Origin of the sequence: Nostoc sp. (genome assembly GCF_036917395.1) — a bacterium.
GTDB lineage: Bacteria > Cyanobacteriota > Cyanobacteriia > Cyanobacteriales > Nostocaceae > Nostoc.
In genome coordinates this window covers 73,729-94,410 of sequence record NZ_JBALDI010000086.1, presented here as the reverse complement: position 1 = coordinate 94,410, position 20,682 = coordinate 73,729, and the positions used below count along the sequence as shown (strand labels likewise).

Sequence of the window (20,682 nt, the reverse complement as noted above, 5' to 3'; positions counted from 1 at the left end):
ATTCAAAATTCAAAATTCAAAATAGTTAAGGGTTTTTCATCCCTTTCATCTCCCCTAACCCCAGTTCCTTTAATGCGCTCTGGCAGCCGCACCGGGTTTTGCACCTGCTGCCTGCGGTGTAGCAGTACCGATGAGACGTTGGATTTCATCTGGCTTAGAAGTCTTAGACATCGCAGCTTCAAAGGAGATCGTTCCTGCTTTGTAAAAATCGGCTAGAACCTTCTCCAAAGTTTGCATCCCCAATTTGCCGCCAGTTTGAATAGCTGAGTAAATTTGAGATGTTTTGCCTTCTCTAATCAAGTTGGAAATAGCGGGAGTGACAATCAGAATTTCTTGAGCCATCACCCGACCATACTCACCGGGTTTAGGGTTTTTCTTGGACACCAAGGTTTGGCTAAATACCCCCACTAACGAGTTAGACAATTGCACCCGCACTTGAGTTTGTCTTTCATGGGGGAAAACGTCGATAATCCGGTCAACTGTCTGTGCAGCCGAACTGGTGTGTAGCGTGCCAAATACCAAGTGTCCTGTTTCTGCTGCGGAAATCGCCAAAGAAATCGTTTCCAAATCGCGCATTTCTCCCACCAGAATAATATCTGGATCTTCCCGCAGGGCTGCTTTCAAAGCATTAGCAAAGCTCTTAGTATCTTCACTCAGTTGTCGCTGGTGAACCAAGCTTTTAATTGGTTCGTAGACAAATTCAATTGGGTCTTCCACCGTTAAAATATGCTCCGCCTTGGTGCGGTTAATCAAATCGATCATTGCCGCTAGGGTAGTTGTCTTGCCAGAACCTGTAGGGCCTGTCACTAGAATTAGTCCTCTGGGCTTATCGCACATTTCCCGCACAATATCTGGCAGACCTAATTTTTCAAAGTTAGGAATTTTAGAACTTAATGCCCGTAAGCAAGCAGCATAAGCACCACGTTCTTTATAGACATTGACCCGGAAGCGAGCTAAACCCTTAACACCATAAGAACAATCCAACTCCCAGGTCTGCTCCAAGGTTTTACGTTGGGTGTTGTTGAGCATACTAAAAATCAGCCTTTGACATTGATCAGCTGTTAATACATGCTCACCGATGGGGGTGAGTTTGCCACTGATGCGGAAGTAGGGAGGTAAACCTGCGGATAAATGCAAATCTGAGCCACCCATTTCAATCAACTGCTCCATCAGGTCTTCAATCATCATTTCCATAGTTCTGCTTCCTTTTGATGTTTGTTTAGTTCATAGTCCAAAGTAATAACTCTTGAACGCCAGATGCTTCTCCCTACAGCCCTTCTCCTTACGGCGAACGGGCATCCTACGGCAGGCGCTAGCCTCTCACGAATGGAAGAAGACCGCGCTGGCTCCCCTTGACCTATGATTAGTCTTGAAAACGAGATGTCATACAGTAGGGACAATCCAGCCATTCTGGTTTCAATGTGGCATCGCAAGTCCGGCAGGTAAGACCAGTCTTGCGTTTGGCTTTTAACTCGGCTTCCAAACCAGTATCAGTAAATGTCACTCGTTCTACTTCTTCTAGAGTGGTAGCACCTTGGCGCACTAAGTCCAAACTGTAAGCCAGCAAGGTTTTCATGCCCTCTTCTATTGCCACTTCCTTAATCCGTTCTGTGGGTGCATCTTCGTTGATGAGAGTTTGCAGGTTTTCGGTAACTCGCATGACTTCATAAACACCACAACGCCCTTTGTAGCCGACACCATTACACGCTGGGCAAAGTTGATTTTTGGCTTTGGCTTCTGCGATCGCTTCTAATGTCAAACTGTTAGCTTTGTAAAAGGTGACTCCGACATCTGAGGAAGCTGATAGACCATAGCGAGCCAGTTCTTTGATCGTAGGAGTGTAGGGAATGCGACATTCAGAACATACACGCCGTACCAAACGTTGAGCTAAAACGCCAATCAGCGAACTAGAAACCATGAAAGGCTCAATACCCATTTCTCCCAAACGAGCGATCGCTCCTGGGGCATCATTGGTATGTAAGGTAGTTAATACCAAGTGACCCGTCAAGGCAGCCTCAATTGCTGTTTTTGCCGTTTCTTTATCCCGCGTTTCACCCACTAGCAGCACATCTGGATCTTGCCGCAAGAAAGCCCGCAATGCGGTAGCAAAATCCAGCCCTTTTTCCCGAATCACCTGTACTTGAGTAATTCCTGGAAGGCTGTACTCAATTGGGTCTTCCACAGTACTGATATTAATACCGGGATCATTCTTTTCTGATAGTGCAGAATACAGCGAGGTTGTTTTCCCAGAACCAGTTGGCCCAGTCACCAAAATCAGACCAAAGGGACGGCTCACCATATCCTGGACAATTCGTAAAGTCTCTGGATCAGTAATTAACTTATTCAATCCTAGTTGGGTGGAGGAGTTATCCAAAATCCGCAGCACCACCTTTTCCCCGTAACGACTGGGTAAGGTGCTCACGCGGAAGTCTACTTTACGTCCCTCAAACATCCTCCGGATGCGTCCATCTTGGGGTATACGTCGTTCAGCAATGTCTAGATTGGAGATGATTTTAAATCGGGCTGTCAGCGCCGGGATGATTTTTTTCGGTAGGGGGGGGAAAGCTTCACCCAGTACCCCATCTTTCCGAAAGCGAATGCGTAAGTTTTCTTCTTGCGGTTCGATGTGAATATCAGAAACCTTCTCGTGCAAAGCTTTAGCCAGGATTCTGTTGACTAGGTTGATGACTGGGGCATCCTCTGCACCCTTCATCGCCGCACCTAGATCAGCCTCCATTTCTTCAGGAGCATCCTGAATATCGAGATTTCCGAGGTTTTCTAAATCCTGATTAATATCTGTAAACTTTGCTTGTTCCAGGTGCTTTTGCCGAACAGCCATTTCATCCAGGTATTGGTTGATTAGCTGCTGGTAGTCTTCCTGTGTAATCACCATGCGCTGCAATGCCAAGCCTTGGGGACGCAAGATGCGGTTCAGGTCATCGGAAGCCTCTAGATTATCTGGAGCGACCATCGCCACTAAAACTGAGGGCGGGGTTTGGTCTTCGTGTTTCGACAGTGGTACTAAACGATGGCGACGACAGATATCTACTGGAATGAGGGTTTCAATCAGGTTCCCGATTATCGTGTTGCCAAGCTGGTTGACTTCTGGATCGAGGAATTCAACACCGTATAGTATTTTAAGTTCAAATAGCTGCTGTTTTTTATATTGCCTGAGCAACTCAGGCGATAGTTGTTGCCCAGTGATTGACTCTAGTACTTCAGTTAAGGGTCTGCCAGATTTGCGGCTTTCAATTAGTGCCTGCCTCATCTGTTCGGTATTGGCATAGCCAGATTGCACTAGCTTGTTGCCGAAAGGCGAAAACTCTGTTCTGGTAGTTAGAGCGGTACTGCGCCGTTGTGGTGACAAGTAAGTCATAAATGAGCAATTGATTTGGAAAACCTCTGCTTAAAGTATTCCCCTACTGTGAGACAGAATTCTCATTTACCAAAAAGTCCTAGTGCAGGCAAAAGTTTGCCTACCTTTCACAAGGGGCTTAACAAGCGATTTTGCCCCAAGTCTTGTTAATTGAGATGGTAAGTAATTTGGCCTAAATAAAGCAAACTATATAAAGAAAAATAAAGCTTTGTAATTTGCTTGTAGTAAGCGCTTCAACGCTAAAAGGCTTACTACAAGGGTTTAATTTTTTACACAAACTTACTTAGCTGGATTTGAGCCAAGCTCTACTAGTCACTAAACTTCTGATCTGCGGTTTCGGTTGTTCAGAGTTATCGCTAAGTGTTGAGTCAAAAAGAAGCAATAGTAGAGAAAATTGAAACTCCTGACTCGCTCAATCAACAAACCTTCAGTCATAGGGTAGAAGCCAAGATTCAAAATATATGACTCAGCACTCAACACTTAGCACTTTTGAAGGAATGACAATATTTGATAAATGGTTAAATTTTAAGTAGTAATTCCTGAAAAAACTAACTCATGAATAAGATGAGGAGCGAATCACATTCAGCACCACTCTTCCAAATTACTTACTCCTAGATGTACACTACTCGTTCAGGTTACCGCCTTAGCGACTTCCAAAAATTAAATTACTCAATTCCTGTAATCCAATACGACTATCCGATTTCTTCTCCCCCTGCAACGCCAGCTCCCCCTGCTTACCAAAACGATTGATTATTTTTTTATTTGGAAGTCCCTTAGTGGCGTCTAGGCTAACGTGTTCACCATTTGTCACAATAAGAGGACGGTGACATCATTTCCAGGAACTTGTCGGCAACAAAATCAGCCTCAGTGGCAAGTCGTGGATAACGACAGTTGCAAGCTGTGGAGATACACTGCCATAAAAAGCATCTGGAATGAGTAGACAATGATGGATGAAAATAGACAGATAAACAATATAAGCCAGCAATTGGGTGAACCAACAGAGGTAAAGCAAGCAATGAAGAGTGACTCCGCAGCCCAAATTAATTTCAATGAATCTGGTAATGAGGTTACAGAGCAAGTGGCAGCCCAAACCAATATACCGGGGGATACGACTACTTTCAATCAAGATAATGGCGTCGCTGCAACTGAGAAAACTAAAGTGGAAACAGCAGCTTTAGCAGAACTGACTCAACAAATCGAGTCTCTCAAAACGCAACTAGAAGAGCGTAGTACTCAATATATGCGGATTGCCGCTGATTTTGAGAATTACCGGAAACGCACTAGCAAAGAAAAAGAAGAGCTAGAAGTGCAGATAAAGCGGAATACGATTCTGGAATTGCTGCCAGTAGTCGATAATTTTGAGCGGGCGCGATCGCACCTCAAACCGCAATCTGATGGTGAAATGACCATGCACAAAAGTTACCAAGGCGTTTACAAACAATTAGTGGATAGCTTGAAGCGCTTAGGTGTGTCACCAATGCGTCCTGAAGCTCAAGAATTTGATCCCAACCTCCATGAAGCAGTAATGCGGGAACCTACGGATGAACATCCTGAAGGAACAGTGTTAGAAGAGTTAGTGCGCGGATATTACTTGGGCGATCGCGTGCTGCGCCATGCAATGGTCAAAGTAGCTGCTCCAAAGGAAGATACACCTGCTGTACAGGAGGATCAGTCGAGTTCAGCCAACAGTTAAGCTGTAGTTGCTTGCCTTGCTGACCAAAAGTGCCTGGTTTCTTGCAAGGACGAGCATTGTTACTGAGACATTGAGAGGATGAAGGAGATGAGGCAGTGAAATTATCAATCAGCTTCCTCATCTCCTCCTGATCCCCTATCTTCTCCATTTCTAGATGCTGTTGTTTCCGCTAGCCTTGGTTCGTAGCTCAAAAAGTTAGTCCGCGACACATTACAGCAGAAACACTCAGTAAAAGTACTTATAAGTATGGGAAAAGTTATTGGGATCGACTTAGGCACTACTAACAGTTGCGTCGCAGTTCTAGAAGGCGGTCAACCACTTGTGATCGCTAGTTCTGAAGGTGGACGAACTACTCCAAGTATTGTGGGATTTGGGAAGAGTGGCGATCGCTTGGTCGGTCAATTGGCAAAGCGCCAAGCCGTAACGAATGCGGAAAACACAATTTACAGTATTAAACGATTCATCGGGCGGCGTTGGGAAGACACTGAAACAGAACGCGATCGCGTCCCATATAACTGTGTAAAAGGTCGAGACGATACTGTTGATGTTCAAATTCGCTCAAAAAACTACACGCCACAAGAACTATCTGCCATGATCCTGCAAAAGCTCAAGCAGGATGCGGAAAACTTCTTGGGTGAGGAAGTCACTCAGGCAGTGATTACGGTACCCGCATATTTCACAGATGCCCAAAGACAAGCAACTAAAGATGCTGGCACGATTGCTGGACTAGAAGTCCTACGGATCATCAACGAACCAACAGCTGCGGCTTTAGCTTTCGGATTGGAAAAGCAAGACCAAGAGCAGCTAATTTTAGTATTCGACTTGGGAGGTGGCACCTTCGACGTATCGATCCTGCAACTAGGGGATGGAGTTTTTGAAGTTAAGGCGACTTGTGGTAACAACCACTTGGGTGGAGACGACTTTGATAATGCGATCGTGCGTTGGATGATGCAACGCTTTCAGCAACAAGATAAAATCGATCTTTCCCAAGATAAGATGGCGCTGCAACGCCTGCGGGAAGCAGCAGAAAAGGCAAAAATTGAACTCTCCAGCATGGTGAATACCTCCATCAACTTGCCGTTTATCACCGCCGATGACACCGGCCCAAAGCATCTGGAGATGGAACTCAGCCGCTCTAAATTTGAAGAACTCGCACTTGATTTAATTGAAGCTACCATTGAACCAATGATCCAAGCGCTCAAAGATGCGGATCTCAAACCACAAGCAATAGATCGGATTATTTTGGTAGGTGGTTCTACCCGTATTCCCGCAGTCCAAAACGCGCTAATTAAATTTTTCAATGGCAAAGCTCCTGATCGCTCTGTCAACCCTGATGAAGCCGTAGCATTGGGAGCTGCTATCCAAGCAGCGGTGTTGGGTGGCGAAGTCGATAATCTCTTACTATTGGATATCACCCCTCTCTCTTTAGGAATTGAAACTTTGGGTGAAGTGTTCACCAAAATCATTGAACGCAACACCACAATTCCTACTAGTAAGTCACAAGTTTTTTCCACAGCAGTTGATGGGCAAACCTCAGTAGAAATTCACATTCTCCAAGGTGAACGGGCGATGTCACGAGATAACAAGAGTCTCGGTAAGTTTCTGCTGGCAGGAATCCCCCCATCTCCCCGGGGCGTACCTCAAATTGAAGTATCCTTTGAAATCGATGTCAACGGTATCCTTAAGGTTTCTGCCCAAGACAAAGGTACAGGTCGAGAACAGAGTATTAGGATTACCAATACAGGTGGCTTGAATACCAACGAAGTCGAACGAATGCGCCAAGAAGCCGAACTGTTTGCCGAAGAAGATAGAAGACGTAAAGAATTGGTTGAACTCAAAAATCAAGCAGATAATCTGTTGTTCAGTTACGAGTCCACAATTAAGAATAATAGCAACTTTATCGGCGACCAGATGAAAACTTTGGCTAGTGAAAAAGTTTCACAACTCCAAGCTGCAATGATTGACTCCAGCATCTCCACAGTGGAATTTAAGCAGCGCTTAGACGACTTCCAACAAACCCTGTTTGCAATTGGTGCCGATGTCTACAATCGAGCTAACAGTCAAAGTGATGACATTGAGGAGGCTTCAACTAGTCTCTTTACCCCAGAAATAGACTCACCCATGAATGGCACACTCATACCACAATTCAACTTTGATTTTGACGAAGAAAGTACTGCCCAGGTTGATTATGAGGCGATAGATTAGGGGTTGGGCATTGGGCACTTGTACTGAGCATCTCGGCTTGCTTCTCTTCGAGAGGCTGCGCCAACGACGCCGCTCAGGCTAAACTCAGCACAAGTCACTCGATGGAGCCGGCGTCGTAAAGCCTACGGCATAGCTACGCATAGGGCGCAGCCTCTCCAAAAGTTGTATTGGGGAGCCAGTGCGTTGCGGTGAGTCCAGCGCTCTCCGGCGGGAAACCCGTTGGAGGCGACTAGCTTTCCCGCCGGGAGGTTCCCGACGCTCGTTGCGCGGCATCGTCTCCCTTTGGGAGACGACTCGCTATCCTTGTTCGCGTTGGCAAAGCCTCTGGTAGAGAAGCGTCTTTGAACAGGAGAAGCAGCTGGCGTCATTGGGCATTATTAGTATTCCCCTGGCCCTCTGCTCTTTTGCACCTCTGCCTCTTCCCCACTCCCCTAACTTGCAGATTTTTATTAAGACACTTTAATATATCTAAATATATTGATTATAAATTTAATGAAGTTTCACAAGACCCCAGCCGTTTGCTAGATTGTAGAAGCAAATTACTGTGGGCTAGACAGTATGCCAGTTCAGATGCGATCCAAAGCAGATGGGTGGTTTTCCACACCTAATAGTGCGGCTAGCCCCTCTGGTTGATGGGCGGGGTTTTCCTCTGCTACGTAGCACAATTGTAAAAGAGACAGCCGACTCGGCAGTGAGAAGTCTGAGCAGAGGCTTGCCCTGATCCTAACTTCTGTAGCTTTTGTCGTCTCCCACGATGAAAGCATCTGTTGCTCAAGATTTGTCGGTGATTTTTGTAAAAGGTAAAGGGTAAAATCAGTTATTAACAAAAATTAATTTTATCTTCTACCTGGCCTTTGGCCAGCCACCCTCTGAAGGACACTGCATTGCTCTTCCAGAGTCTATAGGCAAAACTCCTTCTCGTAGGGTAGTAAGTGGCCGTGAGTGACGTTCTACTGCCTTCTGCTTTCTTCCTTCTAACTTTTACCTTTGCTATATGGCCCGCGACTATTATGAAATCCTGGGTGTCTCTCGTGACACCGACAAAGAAGAAATCAAACAAGCCTATCGCCGTTTAGCCCGGAAGTATCACCCAGATGTGAACAAAGAACCCGGGGCGGAGGATCGCTTTAAAGAAATTAACCGCGCTTATGAGGTACTCTCGGAACCAGAAACCCGCGCTCGTTACGATCGCTTTGGTCCAGAGGGTGTGTCAGGTGCTGCTGGCGCTGGCTTCCAAGATGTCGGCGATATGGGCGGTTTTGCTGATATCTTTGAAAGCATTTTTAGTGGCTTTGCTGGCGGTATGGGTAGTCCCACCCAACAAAGACGGCGCAGTGGGCCTGCCAGAGGTGATGACCTGCGGCTAGACTTGAAGTTAGACTTTCGGGAAGCGGTATTTGGTGGTGAAAAAGAAATTCGCATTTCACATTTAGAAAATTGTGAAGTCTGTAGCGGTTCTGGTGCTAAACCTGGAACCCGCCCTCGGACTTGTTCTACTTGTAGCGGATCGGGTCAAGTCCGCCGTGTCACCAGAACACCCTTTGGCAGTTTCACCCAAGTCTCGACTTGTCCCACGTGTAATGGAACAGGGATGGTAATTGAAGATAAGTGTGATGCCTGTGATGGGAAGGGCGCAAATCAAGTAACCAAGAAACTCAAAATTACCATTCCAGCTGGGGTGGATAATGGCACACGCTTGCGGATTTCTAGTGAAGGAGATGCTGGACAACGTAATGGCCCTGCTGGGGATTTGTACGTTTACTTGTTCGTGAATGAGGACGAGGAATTCCAACGGGATGGCATTAATATTCTCTCGGAAATCAAAGTTAGCTACCTGCAAGCGATTTTAGGTTGTCGGTTAGAGGTAGATACGGTAGATGGCCCTGTAGAACTGATCATTCCAGCTGGAACCCAGCCCAATACGGTGATGAAATTAGAAAATCGCGGCGTACCCCGTTTGGGTAATCCCGTTAGTCGTGGGGATCACATGCTAAACGTATTAATTGATATTCCCAACAAAGTGACCCCAGAGGAGAGGGAACTGTTGGAAAAGCTGGCTAAAATTAAGGGAGATCGCACTGGTAAAGGCGGTCTAGAAGGATTCTTGGGAAATTTATTTAAGTGATGAAGCCCTCTTCTGTTTTAATTCCCGATGCTCAACTTGATTTGCGCGGCACCCCTTGCCCAATTAATTTCGTGCGGACAAAACTACGTCTGGAAAAAATGCCATTGGGAGGTTTGCTAGAAGTCTGGCTCGACCCTGGTGAACCGATTGAGCAGGTTCCTGATAGTCTGACAATGGCAGGTTATCAGGTGGAACAAATTACAGACTGCACTGGTTATTTTTCTCTGTTAGTGCGCCGTCCAATTACTGGGCAATGACAGGGGAAAATTTTGCCGCAACTGGACAGTTATTGGGTACGGTGCTGGCTGTACAGGCTAATTTTTACCGAGTACAGCTGGATCAAGAGGGTGGGGAGATGAGGGAGATCAGGGAGATGGGGGAGCAAGATCCTCATCTTCCTTATCCCCCTGTCCTACTTTGTACCCGGAGAACACGCTTGAAAAAAATCGGGCAACAGGTAATGGTAGGCGATCGCGTTGTGGTAGAAGAGCCAGATTGGGCTGGGGGGCGAGGAGCGATCGCTGATGTTTTACCCCGCCAAAGCGAATTAGATCGTCCAGCGATCGCCAATGTCAACCAAATTCTCTTGGTATTTGCCGTAGCTGATCCACCTTTAGAACCTTATCAACTGAGTCGGTTTTTAATTAAAGCTGAGTCTACTGGTTTGGATGTGCTTTTATGCTTGAATAAAAGTGATTTAATTTCACAACAGGAACAGCAGCAAGTTAGCGATCGCTTACTTGGTTGGGGCTATCAACCAATATTTATCAGTGTCAAGGATGGTATAAATACCGACCAAGCAGACAGATATTTGAGCAATAAAATTACTGTAATTGCTGGGCCTTCCGGCGTTGGTAAATCCAGCCTGATTAATACACTAATTGATTCTCTTGAACTGCGAGTGGGAGAAGTTTCTGGTAAATTAGCTCGTGGTCGTCATACCACTCGCCATATAGAATTATTTGAGTTACCTAGCGGTGGTTTACTGGCAGACACTCCCGGCTTTAATCAGCCTGATATGGATTGTATCCCAGAAGAATTAATCCATTATTTCCCTGAAGCAAGAAAGCGGTTAGCAGTTGCTAGCTGTCGGTTTAGTGATTGTCTGCATCGAGACGAGCCTGAGTGTGCGGTGCGGGGAGACTGGGAACGATATGAACATTATTTAGAATTTTTGGATGCTGCGATCGCTCATCAAACACAGATGCACCAACAAGCCGATCCAGAATCCACCATGAAGTTAAAAAGCAAAAGCAAAGGCAAAGGGCAGAGTCAATACGAACCCAAGTTAGAAAGTAAAAAATATCGTCGAATTTCCCGCAAGACTCAGTTACAAGACTTGCAGGAATTATATCGAGACGAGGAATAAAGTGTGCGATGTCTACGACGGGCTGCACCTACACATTTCTATCTATTAATGAAATGTTGTACCGATGTTGGTTCCTCCTAGTCGCTCCATCTGTTTAAAATTGAGCGATATTCCGAATCTTTGTCGTCCATATCACCTAAATATATACGACAGTGTTTAGGAACAGCATCATAGGCTTGGCGCAAATACTCCTTATTTGTCTCATTTGGCTCATGTTTGTATTGTGTTAATGCCTGTCGGCAAATCTCTGTTGTTGTTAGCTGCCCATTGAGTCGTCGGATCTCGTCTTTAACTTCTTTTACAAACTCCTGCTCCTCAACTCTTGACTTCACTTGATAGGCGGTGAAATTAAGACCAGACACCATCATTGAGACTCTTGCTCCTTCAGGCAGATGAGTTGTAATCCAACCTTTGCTCACCTTTTCTTTGAAACCATCAAAGTCAACCATCCCCCAGCAATCAATTCTACCGTCTTTGTAGACCTTAATTTCGGTGACAAAATATTGCTCTCCATTCTTGATAAAGGCTTGCAAAAATACGCCAGGAATGGTTACACCATCAACTATGCGATAGATTGTGTTATAGAAGGACATAATAACAACTCATCATTATACAGTAGCGGATGACTTATTAAGTTATACGTATTTGCACAACTATTTATTATGCAGAATTTTTTATATAACTCTCTAAATCAGTTTTGTATGGCTAGTTAAGGAACTGCCAAGCCTGATTTGAACATGAAATACTTGCGGTGCTTATTGCCAATATTTACTTCTCCCTTAGCAAACAGTATGTACTGTACTCTTCGCTCGATCTTGGTAGGCCCCCTGAACGCTTATCATCTGCGTAATATTCAAATCCCAAAATTTTGGAGAATACTGAGTTTACGTTTTTACGTAACAGTAAAAACACGCAGTGGAGGCACAACAATATTGGCTGTACCTCTACAAAGACTGTATTTAACTCATATTGAAAACTATTCTTACGATCCCCATAAAGTCTTAAAATATTGTTAATTTCAGCCCAACTTCTCAACCTTCAACTTACAAGTATCACCCCAAAATCACTATGGCTATCGGCTACGTCGCGCTTGTACTCCATGCACATCTGCCCTTCGTTCGTCACCCGGAAAGTGACTACGTGCTGGAGGAAGAATGGCTCTATGAAGCCATCACAGAAACTTACATCCCCTTATTGAAAGTATTTGAAGGCTTAAAGCGAGACGGTATCGATTTTAAAATCACGATGAGCATGACACCTCCTCTAGTGTCGATGCTTCGTGATCCTCTGCTGCAAGAACGCTATGACGCACACTTAGCTCAACTAGAAGAACTTATACAACTAGAAGCAGAACATAATGTCAATAACGGGCATCTTCGTTATTTAGCCGAATATTACGCTACTGAGTTTAAAGAAGCGCGTCAGCTATGGGAACACTACAAGGGTGACTTAGTTACAGCTTTTAAGAAGTTCCAAGACAGTAACAACCTGGAAATCATTACTTGCGGCGCTACCCACGGGTATTTACCGTTGATGAAAATGTATCCAGAAGCAGTGTGGGCGCAAATTCAGGTAGCCTGCGAACATTACGAACAAACCTTTGGACAAGCACCCAGAGGCATTTGGTTGCCTGAATGCGCCTACTATGAAGGTTTAGAGCGGATGCTAGCCGATGCTGGATTACGCTACTTCCTGACTGATGGGCATGGCATCCTTTACGCCCGTCCCCGTCCACGCTTTGGTACTTATGCCCCAATTTATACAGAAACTGGTGTTGCTGTCTTTGGTCGAGATCATGAATCGTCCCAACAGGTATGGTCTTCTGAGGTGGGCTATCCTGGGGCGGCGGAATATCGAGAATTTTACAAAGATTTGGGCTGGGAAGCAGAATATGAGTATATCAAGCCCTACATCATGCCCAATGGTCAACGGAAAAATACGGGCATTAAGTATCACAAAATCACGGGGCGTGGCTTAGGTCTATCAGATAAAGCACTTTACGATCCGTATTGGGCGCGAGAAAAGGCGGCAGAACATGCTGATAATTTTATGTATAACCGAGAGCGGCAATCTGAACATCTCTATGCTATGATGCAGCGCCCACCAATTGTCGTTTCGCCCTATGACGCGGAGTTATTTGGACATTGGTGGTATGAAGGCCCTTGGTTCATCGATTACCTATTCCGCAAGTCGTGGTATGACCAAGAAACCTATGCAATGACGCATTTAGCAGACTATTTGCGGGATCAGCCAAATCAGCAAGTCTGTCGTCCTTCGCAGTCAAGTTGGGGTTTTAAGGGTTTCCACGAGTATTGGTTGAATGAAACGAATGCGTGGATTTATCCGCATTTGCACAAAGCCGCGGAACGGATGATTGAAATCTCGCATTTGGAACCAGAGGATGAATTGGGGTGCAAAGCGCTCAACCAAGCGGCGCGGGAACTGCTATTAGCACAATCTTCTGACTGGGCATTTATTATGCGGACGGGAACAATGGTACCCTATGCGGTTAGACGGACGCGATCGCATCTGATGCGGTTTAATAAGCTCTACGAAGATGTGAAAATCGGCAAAATTGACAGTGGTTGGTTAGAAAAAGTCGAGTTAATGGATAATATCTTCCCCGAAATCAACTATCGCGTCTATCGTCCGCTATAGTCTCACATAAAGTAATCAACAGCAGTAAGGTGGGCATTGTCCACCTTATATTAGTAGTGAGGAATGTTTATACCAATACACAGAGCAAGCCTTAGTCTGTGTAAGGGTTTGTCAAATGCTGTCAAATCTTTACAAAGACATCCGCTTATTTCGATTTGACGACAAAACAGGACAAGTTTACATCCTAGCTGGAGATGAACTGCAAGTCATTGTACTAAATAATGGAATCTGGGATTTTGTCAATGAACCAGAATTATGAGCAAATGAGTTTTACAGAGTTGAGAGCTTACGTCGTGGAAAACCGCGAAGACGTTGAGGCTCTACGTTTTTTGATAAGCAAACGTGATCCTAATTTTAAAGGCTATCCTATACCTGTGACAGAAGCTGATATGCAAGCCCAGATGGAAATCATCAGGCGCAAGATTAATGGAGAACTTTGAGATTATTGTCTAACTTCAGTAAGCAAGAGTAGGGTTGGTGTTATTTATCCACCCTAAAGGCTATCTGGATCAATGTTTAATTCTCGAAGTTTAGCAGCTAATCTTTGCGCTTTCTCTTCTGCGGCTTGTCGTGCAGCTGCTTCCTCTTTATGAATTAAAAGTGTTTGACTCCTAGTTAGATCGTAAAAACGTAGTTTTCCTGCTTCCAGGCGTAACTCTAGCCCCAAAACTTCACTGGGTAGGGATACTGTACCATCTCGCAAGGTATTAATTGCCACAGGGAAATAATTCCCATCAACCAAGTGTAAACCCTGGAGTTGGGGATTGAGATAATCGCCTGTAGGATCATATTGGAAATATTCACGCACTCCCAGAAAGGCGTAAATTCCTTTCTTTGCCCCTTGGTCTTTGCTGCGGGTGGTTTTTGAGGTAATCTCTAGAACAAAATTTGGGGTTTGATTATTTTCTTCCCAGGTTTTGTAAGAGCGACTATTACCCTATAAATAATGCTCGGCAGTATCTTTGTTAATCATTTGCTGTGCGCTTCAAGTTTTAGGTATAAAAAAGTCTGCTATGCATTACAAGCTTTACAACTTTGTTTTCGCTTTGAACTGAGCGTAAAACTCTTTGGGAGCCTCATCAAAATACTTAAATAGAGCAGGGCAGAGCCATCCTTCCCGATCTAAATTTTCACTGTAATACCAGTTACCTCCATATTCTTCACGCCGCCAGTCAAACTTAATCTGGTATCCAGGAAAGGGAAATGCAGAAAATACCAAACTGAACCCTGACTCTGCATCTGGAATCTGTGCCACCATTCTTTCAATAATTTCGTCTGACCCTGCCACGAAAGGCTCTTGAACTAGACCTACCTTGTCATCGTCAAACACCCACATCTCGCCGAACTTATAGGGATGAATAACCATGATTGAGTTCATAAAGTTTACTAGCAGTTTATACTGTTTCACTTTAATAATCATACAAATACGCTGGTAGGGGCACAGCAATGCTTCCCTACCATAAATCTGTATGTATCAGGGTTTGTATGAAATGGTATAAGTCCCAAATTTCCAGGCTTCGTGTAACTAACGTTAAAAAAGACAGGCAACAAGCCTGTCTCGTAAGTAATGATTTAACAGAGAATTTAGAAATTCATTTCAGCAGCTTGGACTTTCTCAACCTGCTTCTTCTTCAGCACAAGCATAACTTGAGCTAACATCACAAGAGCGACGAACGCAATCATCCCTTTGACTCTAGAGACATCTTGCAATACGATTTCTGTATCTGATTGACCGAATCCACCAACATTCGGGTTGCTGGTCAAAGCATCACCAGTTTTAACTGCTTGCCCTTCGGAAACAAGTAGTTCTGGCCCTACAGGAATCGGATCAACGACAACATCACCAGATTCAGGTTGGATGTTGACTAGATATTTAACGTTACCGTCTCCATCTTCCTCTTTGGCAATCTTGGTAATTGTGCCAGTAGCGGAAGCGTTGTAAACAGTATTGTTGCTCTTTTCACCAGTGGGATAAACTTGTCCGCGTCCCCTATTAGCACCTAAGTGAACTGAATATTTACCGAAGTGGATGTTTTTATCGGTTGCGGGGTTGGGAGAAAGAACCGGGAAGACGATTTCCTGATACTGTTCACCAGGTAAAGGCCCGACGATGACGACATTTTCTTTGTCTTCGCTGTAGGGTTGGAAGGGAGTGTCGCCAATTTCTTCTTTAAGTTCCTCGGAAAGACGGTCTTCAGGAGCAATCTTAAAGCCTTCAGGTAGCATCAGTACAGCACCGACGTTCAAGCCAACCTTGGAACCATCGGCACCAACCTGCTGGGCAGTGAGATCGTAAGGAATTTTCACCACTGCTTTAAATACAGTGTCAGGTAGCACCGATTGAGGAACTTCCACAACTGTCGGCTTGGCCGCTAGGTGACAGTTGGCACAAACAATCCGCCCAGTTGGTTCGCGGGGAGTTTCGGGATAGGTTTGCTGTGCCCAAAAAGGATAGGCAGCAGCAGATTGGGGAAGAGCTAGATCGCTGGTGAAGTAAAATGTCAGGGTAGCGATCGCTATGAGCAATGTTTTTACAATCGCTCTAGCACTGCGAGTTAACCTCGCTGTTATGAAAACATTTCTCATCTCTAATAAGGGCAACGATTCTCTGATGGATTGGTCAACAGTCGAGGTTCAAAAGTTGCGAGCTAGGAGTTAGGAGTCTAAAATTTAGACTTTGGACTCTAGACTTTTAACTCAGCATTCAGTACGGGCTAAACCATAGCTATCCGCTAACAGCACTGATTAAGCCCACCAAGGTGCATCACCTGTGCGGAAGTCGGTTTCAGTCCAAGGGGTCAAAACGATTTTGTCGTTGTTTACATTGGTATGGGCCAAAGGCAGAGACAGAGGTGCTGGACCCCGGACAACCTTACCAGTTGCATCGTATTGAGAACCATGACAAGGGCATTTAAACTTGTTCTCAGCAACGTTCCAGGGGACGACACAACCTAAGTGAGTGCAGATGGCGTTAATGCCATAATCTTTGATTGCCTCTTTGCTGTCTACCACAATATAGGTGGGATCTCCCTTTAGTCCTTGGACTAAGTTGCGATCGCCTGCATTCCGGTTTTCTAGAAATTTAGCGACGCTAACATCGTTACCTAGCTCGTCTTTTGCCGTTACACCGCCACCAGCACCACCACTAGCGGGTGGAATAAAGTACTTGACAACGGGATACAATGCACCCAGAGCCACTCCAGTGACAGTCCCAAAAGTGAGCAGATTCATGAACTGACGACGCCCCATATCGGGCACGTCTGCTGATTCAGAAAATTGAGCCATAATTTACGCGCTCTTTGTGTATTTTGTTAAGCATTTTGACAAAAGTACTAGTACCTAAGGAACTCTTGTCTAAGTCGAAATGCTAGCGCTCACAACGATGCCATACTTCTCTGTTCCAAGATATATTTAGCATCTTTTCTGTTAGCATTACATTTCTTTATATCCTTATCATACTGGAGTCACGGAACTTAACATCATAACTAAATGTAAAATCTGATTGAGAAAAGCTATGACAGGACAGGAATTACATCAGATATTGCTTGATAAGTGGGGATACTCTTACGATGTCCAGTTCCGGCGGGCACAGGGAAAGATATTTTTGCAAGTAATGTGGAAATACCTGGAGCAAGCTTCTTTTCCCTTGAGCGAGGCGGAGTACCAAGAGCATCTTGATAGCATTGCTAATTATCTTCATGCCTTGGGTGGGTCAATACAAGTACAAACATTTATTGCCCAAACACGCGATCGCCCCCGGCTCGGTAAAGCTGTTAGCATTCCTCTAGATTTGGGTGAACGCGCTTCGGAATGGATATTATGACCTACTATTCCATTAATATTATTAATAAGTTTCTGAGTAATCACAGTGTTTTTTATCCAAAAACGCTATAACGTGCTATAAAATTCTTTTGCCCACCGCTACATCTTTATCTGGCTGAATTAATACAACTTCTCCATGTCTAAAACCACTCCCAAGACTAAAAATTCCGAGATTAAATCAGCTACTTGAGGGGGTGGAAAGTTAGTAACGGCTAATATTAATCAGTTGATTAATTCCTCTTGCTCATAAAATTTAGTAATTTGGACACTAGATTTTTTAATACCCAAATCACCAAAATCTATCCACAATTTATAAGCTGGTTTTTTAGCTCTGAGAAACTCTTTCACTTTGATGATTTTGCCAATATAAATCTCAACTTTTTTCAAGTCATCATAACTAACTTGTCTCATTTATTTGTAAAATGAGATTTGTTTATTTTGAATTGAAGCAATGCGATCGCATTATTTACCTGTGAGCTTAACCAGTCCAACACCACCGAAGTAAAGTGCTAAAACTGCTCCCGCTAAAAGACTTTGAGTTAGGGGGTCAGTAGAAGGTGTAAGGACGGCTCCTAAAACCACTGCTCCCATAATCACGTAACGCCAACCAGAAACCATCCGTTTAGAGGAAACAATATTTAAATTACCAAGCAACAATTGGATAATGGGAATTTGAAATGCTAAACCAGTGCTGAATAACAGTAGCAGCACAAATTCAAAATATTTATCAATTGACCAAAGTTGTTCAACTACATCTGCTCCGTAACTAATGAAAAATTTCAAAGCTGCGGGGATAAGTAGTAAATAGGCAAATACTAATCCAGCCCCAAACAGCACACTCGAACCCAAAACTACAGGCCCCAGTAAACGGCGTTCGCGGCGAGTCATTCCTGGAAGCACAAACTGGATAATCTGGTAAAGAATGAAAGGACTAGTAAGTACAAAGCCAGTATAGGCTGCAACTTTGAGAGAGACAAAGAAATATTCTCCCGGTGCAAGTTGGAGAAATTTTACTCCTTGCGCTGGAACCTCAAGTAGCTGGACAATCGGCTTAACGGCAAAGAAACAGCCAATAATACCCACCGCTACGGCAATCAGCGAATAGAAAATGCGCTGTCGCAACTCTTCTAGGTGGTCGAAAAGGGACATTTCGACTTCACCTGGCAACTCATCAAGAGGATCAGTGTCTGAATTGCCATATTCTTCTGAGTCGATGTTGGGAAGGTTTATACTATTTACGTCTTGTGAAGGCGTCATGGGTCAGCTAGTAGGCAACATTTGTAACTGAGTGCTGTTGGGCGTTTAGCCCGTGCTGTTAGCGGATAGCTATGGTTTAGCCCGTGCTGAGTAATGAGCAAGATTTTTCACTTAGCACTTGCAACTCGGAACTAACTTATAATTAGTACTTATGCACTTGATATATGTCCTGTCCTTTGTGAGCAGTCTTTTAACTCAGCCCTCTTCATTATTTTATCCGGGGAATGCAGCTACCAAGATATGTTTTTGGGTGCTATGAGTTTTTTATCCTGTTTTTTGGGGTTGCATCTGCATAAGTTAGTAGGAAGACATCTTGTAGGCAATGCCTAACCTAAAAAAAGGGTGGAACCGATAATTTATAAATCACGTCTCTGCAGCTAGTAGCACTGGGTAAATTCACACAACATCAACATATAATACTCAGTTTTAAAAATCCGGTTCATCAAGGTGGCATCTATACATACATAGCGCAATCGGAAATTTTTAGCTGAGGTTGGGTATGAAGCGGACAATTTGCATTGCCCTAATGGCATTGCCTGTTTATTTATACAATGTTGAGCTTGGCAATACTAGTAGCAGTGACTTGCCAATTGTCAAAGACCAATTTCCCATAATACCTGCTCTAATTGCTTACAGTACAAATGCTCAGTCACGCATATTGCCGTGGCAAATATCAGCTAGAGATGACCAAACCGAAGATTGCCTTCGGGCTGGTACTTGCAAAGATTGATACTAATTCATAACTCGTAATATTTACCTCCGGTGAGAAGCAAGCTACGTAATTCGTAATTTGTAATTACAGCAGTCCCATCATCAAAACAGAAAATTAATGGTTGTAGAAAATCAAGGGACAGTAGTGGTTACAGGAGCATCAACAGGAATTGGTCAGGCGTGTGCTTTGCTTTTAGACCTGTTGGGCTTCTCTGTTTTTGCTGGCGTGCGTCAAGATATTGATGCTCAAACACTTAAACAAAAGGGGTCACAAAGGCTCATTCCAATTTTTTTAGATGTTACTGACGCTGAATCGATCGCATCTGCGGTTGATCAAGTAACAAATGCAGTCGGTGGTGGGGGAATTTTAGGTTTAGTGAATAATGCCGGAATTGCTGTCCCTGGCCCCTTAGAATTATTACCGATCGCAGAATTTCAATACCAGATGCAGGTTAATGTCAGCGGACAATTAGCAGTAACACAAGCATTTCTTCCTCTCTTACGCCAAAGTCGGGGTCGAATTGTCAATATGGGTTCCATTGCTGGTAGAAGTCCGACGCCGTTCCTGGGAGCTTACAATGCTTCCAAATTTGCGATGGTTGCCCTCACTGATGTTATGCGGATGGAGTTACGTCCTTGGGGAATCTCGGTTTCAATTATTGAACCTGGTGCGATCGCTACCCCAATCTGGGAAAAGTCCCTAAGTCAATCTGAAATAGCACAGCAGGGTCTACCACAATCGGCACAAAATCTTTACGGTAAGGCGATGAATATTGTCCGCAAGAAAATGCAGATTATCGCATCTGGGGGAATTTCTGCGGATATTGTCGCTCAGGTTGTTGTCCAGGCGCTGACTGCAAAACAACCCAAGACACGCTATCTCGTTGGACAAGATGCCAAAATCGGATCTGTACTGAAGCATATTTTGCCTGATAAGCTGCATGACAAGATAATTTTATACTCAATGGGGTTGTAGATTATTTCCTTCTCAGTTCACCGATTCTCACTATTTCAAGGGTGGTCACCCTAAATGCAGAAGCTGTCGTGAACAAAATTATGAGTTTCATCAACAAAATCATGACTTTCGTCACCAACATTATGTTGATTTAGAAACGAGATATAAAATGGAGTTAAAGAGCTGCCATAGTACGGTTTAATTACCTGAAAATTCCTGTAACAGAACTCTATATTCAAAAAAACTTCAAAATTGTACTCAACAGTACCTTTTTTTGTGTTGGATATTTTTAATATTCATAAGAGTACCTTATTAAATATAGACAATTTCTGCTAGTTATACTTATAGTAGTATTTCTGCTTACTTAAAATAAAATATCAGCATTGCCATGTGTTACATCCAACCTATATATACAGCAGATTTCAGATTGGTGTAGTACACAAACTGGTACAGCTTGGCAAAAATTTAGCTACCATCTGATTAACTAAGCAACGGGCAAAATCCCGTTGTT

Annotated in this window: 19 protein-coding genes and 3 pseudogenes; 11 read left to right on the top strand and 11 right to left on the bottom strand. The window is 44.1% G+C overall.

The features are described 5' to 3' along the window. Positions 1–69: 69 nt before the first annotated feature. Together V7K46_RS31050 and V7K46_RS31045 are read right to left on the bottom strand one after the other, a co-directional pair. Positions 70–1,197 (bottom strand): annotated as a pseudogene (locus V7K46_RS31050) (type IV pilus twitching motility protein PilT); the annotation flags it as partial. A gap of 166 nt (positions 1,198–1,363) precedes the next feature. Next, positions 1,364–3,376 carry a GspE/PulE family protein gene (locus tag V7K46_RS31045; RefSeq protein ID WP_335120159.1) on the bottom strand — a complete coding sequence of 671 codons (2,013 nt, stop codon included), beginning with the start codon at positions 3,374–3,376 and terminating at the stop codon, positions 1,364–1,366. A 943-nt stretch (positions 3,377–4,319) separates the two neighbouring features. On the opposite strand from V7K46_RS31045, the gene grpE reads away from it, so the two are divergent. Further along, entirely contained in the window at positions 4,320–5,069 is a 750-nt protein-coding gene (gene grpE, locus V7K46_RS31040) for a nucleotide exchange factor GrpE (RefSeq protein ID WP_335120157.1), read from the top strand. A gap of 246 nt (positions 5,070–5,315) precedes the next feature. Continuing rightward, entirely contained in the window at positions 5,316–7,274 is a 1,959-nt protein-coding gene (dnaK, locus tag V7K46_RS31035) for a molecular chaperone DnaK (RefSeq protein ID WP_335120155.1), read from the top strand. A gap of 122 nt (positions 7,275–7,396) precedes the next feature. On the opposite strand, the gene V7K46_RS31030 is transcribed toward dnaK, so the two are convergent. Then, complete coding sequence (locus V7K46_RS31030) at positions 7,397–7,642, bottom strand: hypothetical protein (protein ID WP_335120153.1); 246 nt, start codon at positions 7,640–7,642, stop codon at positions 7,397–7,399. Positions 7,643–7,840: 198 nt separating this feature from the next. Continuing rightward, complete coding sequence (locus V7K46_RS31025) at positions 7,841–8,101, bottom strand: hypothetical protein (RefSeq protein WP_335120151.1); 261 nt, start codon at positions 8,099–8,101, stop codon at positions 7,841–7,843. 167 nt (positions 8,102–8,268) lie between these two features. Between V7K46_RS31025 and dnaJ the strand changes: the two genes are divergently transcribed. Genes dnaJ through rsgA form a run of 3 tightly spaced genes read left to right on the top strand, consistent with a single transcriptional unit; the run spans position 8,269 to position 10,768 of the window. Then, complete coding sequence (gene dnaJ, locus V7K46_RS31020) at positions 8,269–9,399, top strand: molecular chaperone DnaJ (RefSeq protein ID WP_273766366.1); 1,131 nt, start codon at positions 8,269–8,271, stop codon at positions 9,397–9,399. Continuing rightward, positions 9,399–9,656: a sulfurtransferase TusA family protein gene (locus V7K46_RS31015; protein WP_334794077.1), complete on the top strand. Its 258-nt coding sequence runs from the start codon at positions 9,399–9,401 to the stop codon at positions 9,654–9,656. Before dnaJ ends, V7K46_RS31015 begins: the two co-directional genes overlap by 1 nt. Next, entirely contained in the window at positions 9,653–10,768 is a 1,116-nt protein-coding gene (gene rsgA, locus V7K46_RS31010) for a small ribosomal subunit biogenesis GTPase RsgA (protein ID WP_335120148.1), read from the top strand. The genes V7K46_RS31015 and rsgA overlap by 4 nt, the downstream gene beginning before the upstream one ends. Before the next feature lie 77 nt (positions 10,769–10,845). On the opposite strand, the gene V7K46_RS31005 is transcribed toward rsgA, so the two are convergent. Further along, positions 10,846–11,361 carry a DUF7638 domain-containing protein gene (locus V7K46_RS31005; RefSeq protein ID WP_335120146.1) on the bottom strand — a complete coding sequence of 172 codons (516 nt, stop codon included), beginning with the start codon at positions 11,359–11,361 and terminating at the stop codon, positions 10,846–10,848. Positions 11,362–11,836: 475 nt separating this feature from the next. Between V7K46_RS31005 and V7K46_RS31000 the strand changes: the two genes are divergently transcribed. From V7K46_RS31000 to V7K46_RS30990, 3 genes are read left to right on the top strand one after another with little or no spacing between them, the layout of a single operon-like run. Continuing rightward, positions 11,837–13,426, top strand: a complete 1,590-nt coding sequence (locus tag V7K46_RS31000; RefSeq protein WP_335120144.1) for a glycoside hydrolase family 57 protein — start codon at positions 11,837–11,839, stop codon at positions 13,424–13,426. A 49-nt stretch (positions 13,427–13,475) separates the two neighbouring features. Then, positions 13,476–13,685, top strand: a complete 210-nt coding sequence (locus V7K46_RS30995; RefSeq protein ID WP_442939891.1) for a DUF6888 family protein — start codon at positions 13,476–13,478, stop codon at positions 13,683–13,685. Next, complete coding sequence (locus V7K46_RS30990) at positions 13,669–13,866, top strand: DUF6887 family protein (protein WP_335120142.1); 198 nt, start codon at positions 13,669–13,671, stop codon at positions 13,864–13,866. Before V7K46_RS30995 ends, V7K46_RS30990 begins: the two co-directional genes overlap by 17 nt. Before the next feature lie 53 nt (positions 13,867–13,919). Here V7K46_RS30990 and V7K46_RS30985 read toward each other — a convergent pair. The 4 genes and pseudogenes from V7K46_RS30985 to petC all read right to left on the bottom strand — a co-directional run. Then, positions 13,920–14,339 (bottom strand): annotated as a pseudogene (locus tag V7K46_RS30985) (Uma2 family endonuclease); the annotation flags it as partial. Positions 14,340–14,453: 114 nt separating this feature from the next. Further along, positions 14,454–14,804, bottom strand: coding sequence for a DUF6717 family protein (locus tag V7K46_RS30980; RefSeq protein ID WP_335120140.1), 351 nt, complete (start codon positions 14,802–14,804; stop codon positions 14,454–14,456). Between the two features lie 206 nt (positions 14,805–15,010). Next, positions 15,011–16,012: a cytochrome f gene (gene petA / locus V7K46_RS30975; protein ID WP_335120138.1), complete on the bottom strand. Its 1,002-nt coding sequence runs from the start codon at positions 16,010–16,012 to the stop codon at positions 15,011–15,013. A 159-nt stretch (positions 16,013–16,171) separates the two neighbouring features. Further along, positions 16,172–16,711 carry a cytochrome b6-f complex iron-sulfur subunit gene (gene petC, locus V7K46_RS30970; RefSeq protein WP_335120136.1) on the bottom strand — a complete coding sequence of 180 codons (540 nt, stop codon included), beginning with the start codon at positions 16,709–16,711 and terminating at the stop codon, positions 16,172–16,174. Between the two features lie 229 nt (positions 16,712–16,940). On the opposite strand from petC, the gene V7K46_RS30965 reads away from it, so the two are divergent. Continuing rightward, positions 16,941–17,249 (top strand): DUF3067 family protein, encoded by a 309-nt coding sequence (locus V7K46_RS30965; protein WP_334975889.1) that lies wholly within the window; start codon positions 16,941–16,943, stop codon positions 17,247–17,249. Between the two features lie 75 nt (positions 17,250–17,324). On the opposite strand, the pseudogene V7K46_RS30960 reads toward V7K46_RS30965, so the two are convergent. After that, a pseudogene (locus V7K46_RS30960) lies at positions 17,325–17,659 on the bottom strand (tRNA-binding protein). A gap of 51 nt (positions 17,660–17,710) precedes the next feature. Beyond that, positions 17,711–18,505, bottom strand: a complete 795-nt coding sequence (gene tatC, locus V7K46_RS30955) for a twin-arginine translocase subunit TatC (RefSeq protein WP_335120134.1) — start codon at positions 18,503–18,505, stop codon at positions 17,711–17,713. Between the two features lie 499 nt (positions 18,506–19,004). On the opposite strand from tatC, the gene V7K46_RS30950 reads away from it, so the two are divergent. Together V7K46_RS30950 and V7K46_RS30945 are read left to right on the top strand one after the other, a co-directional pair. Next, positions 19,005–19,235 carry a hypothetical protein gene (locus V7K46_RS30950; RefSeq protein WP_298912840.1) on the top strand — a complete coding sequence of 77 codons (231 nt, stop codon included), beginning with the start codon at positions 19,005–19,007 and terminating at the stop codon, positions 19,233–19,235. Between the two features lie 99 nt (positions 19,236–19,334). Further along, a complete protein-coding gene (locus tag V7K46_RS30945) occupies positions 19,335–20,192 on the top strand; it encodes an SDR family oxidoreductase (protein ID WP_335120131.1) in 858 nt (285 codons plus the stop codon). The last annotated feature ends 490 nt before the right edge of the window (positions 20,193–20,682 follow it).

Coding starts and splice junctions, on each gene's coding strand:
- V7K46_RS30945 (WP_335120131.1), top strand. CDS start 19,335: ATGGTTGTAGAAAATCAAGGGACAGTAGTGGTTACAGGAGCATCAACA.
- V7K46_RS31005 (WP_335120146.1), bottom strand. CDS start 11,361: ATGTCCTTCTATAACACAATCTATCGCATAGTTGATGGTGTAACCATT.
- V7K46_RS31015 (WP_334794077.1), top strand. CDS start 9,399: ATGAAGCCCTCTTCTGTTTTAATTCCCGATGCTCAACTTGATTTGCGC.
- V7K46_RS30950 (WP_298912840.1), top strand. CDS start 19,005: ATGAAGCGGACAATTTGCATTGCCCTAATGGCATTGCCTGTTTATTTA.
- tatC (WP_335120134.1), bottom strand. CDS start 18,505: ATGACGCCTTCACAAGACGTAAATAGTATAAACCTTCCCAACATCGAC.
- dnaK (WP_335120155.1), top strand. CDS start 5,316: ATGGGAAAAGTTATTGGGATCGACTTAGGCACTACTAACAGTTGCGTC.
- V7K46_RS31000 (WP_335120144.1), top strand. CDS start 11,837: ATGGCTATCGGCTACGTCGCGCTTGTACTCCATGCACATCTGCCCTTC.
- petC (WP_335120136.1), bottom strand. CDS start 16,711: ATGGCTCAATTTTCTGAATCAGCAGACGTGCCCGATATGGGGCGTCGT.
- V7K46_RS31045 (WP_335120159.1), bottom strand. CDS start 3,376: ATGACTTACTTGTCACCACAACGGCGCAGTACCGCTCTAACTACCAGA.
- grpE (WP_335120157.1), top strand. CDS start 4,320: ATGATGGATGAAAATAGACAGATAAACAATATAAGCCAGCAATTGGGT.
- V7K46_RS30965 (WP_334975889.1), top strand. CDS start 16,941: ATGACAGGACAGGAATTACATCAGATATTGCTTGATAAGTGGGGATAC.
- dnaJ (WP_273766366.1), top strand. CDS start 8,269: ATGGCCCGCGACTATTATGAAATCCTGGGTGTCTCTCGTGACACCGAC.
- V7K46_RS30990 (WP_335120142.1), top strand. CDS start 13,669: ATGAACCAGAATTATGAGCAAATGAGTTTTACAGAGTTGAGAGCTTAC.
- V7K46_RS31030 (WP_335120153.1), bottom strand. CDS start 7,642: ATGACGCCAGCTGCTTCTCCTGTTCAAAGACGCTTCTCTACCAGAGGC.
- petA (WP_335120138.1), bottom strand. CDS start 16,012: ATGAGAAATGTTTTCATAACAGCGAGGTTAACTCGCAGTGCTAGAGCG.
- rsgA (WP_335120148.1), top strand. CDS start 9,653: ATGACAGGGGAAAATTTTGCCGCAACTGGACAGTTATTGGGTACGGTG.
- V7K46_RS30980 (WP_335120140.1), bottom strand. CDS start 14,804: ATGAACTCAATCATGGTTATTCATCCCTATAAGTTCGGCGAGATGTGG.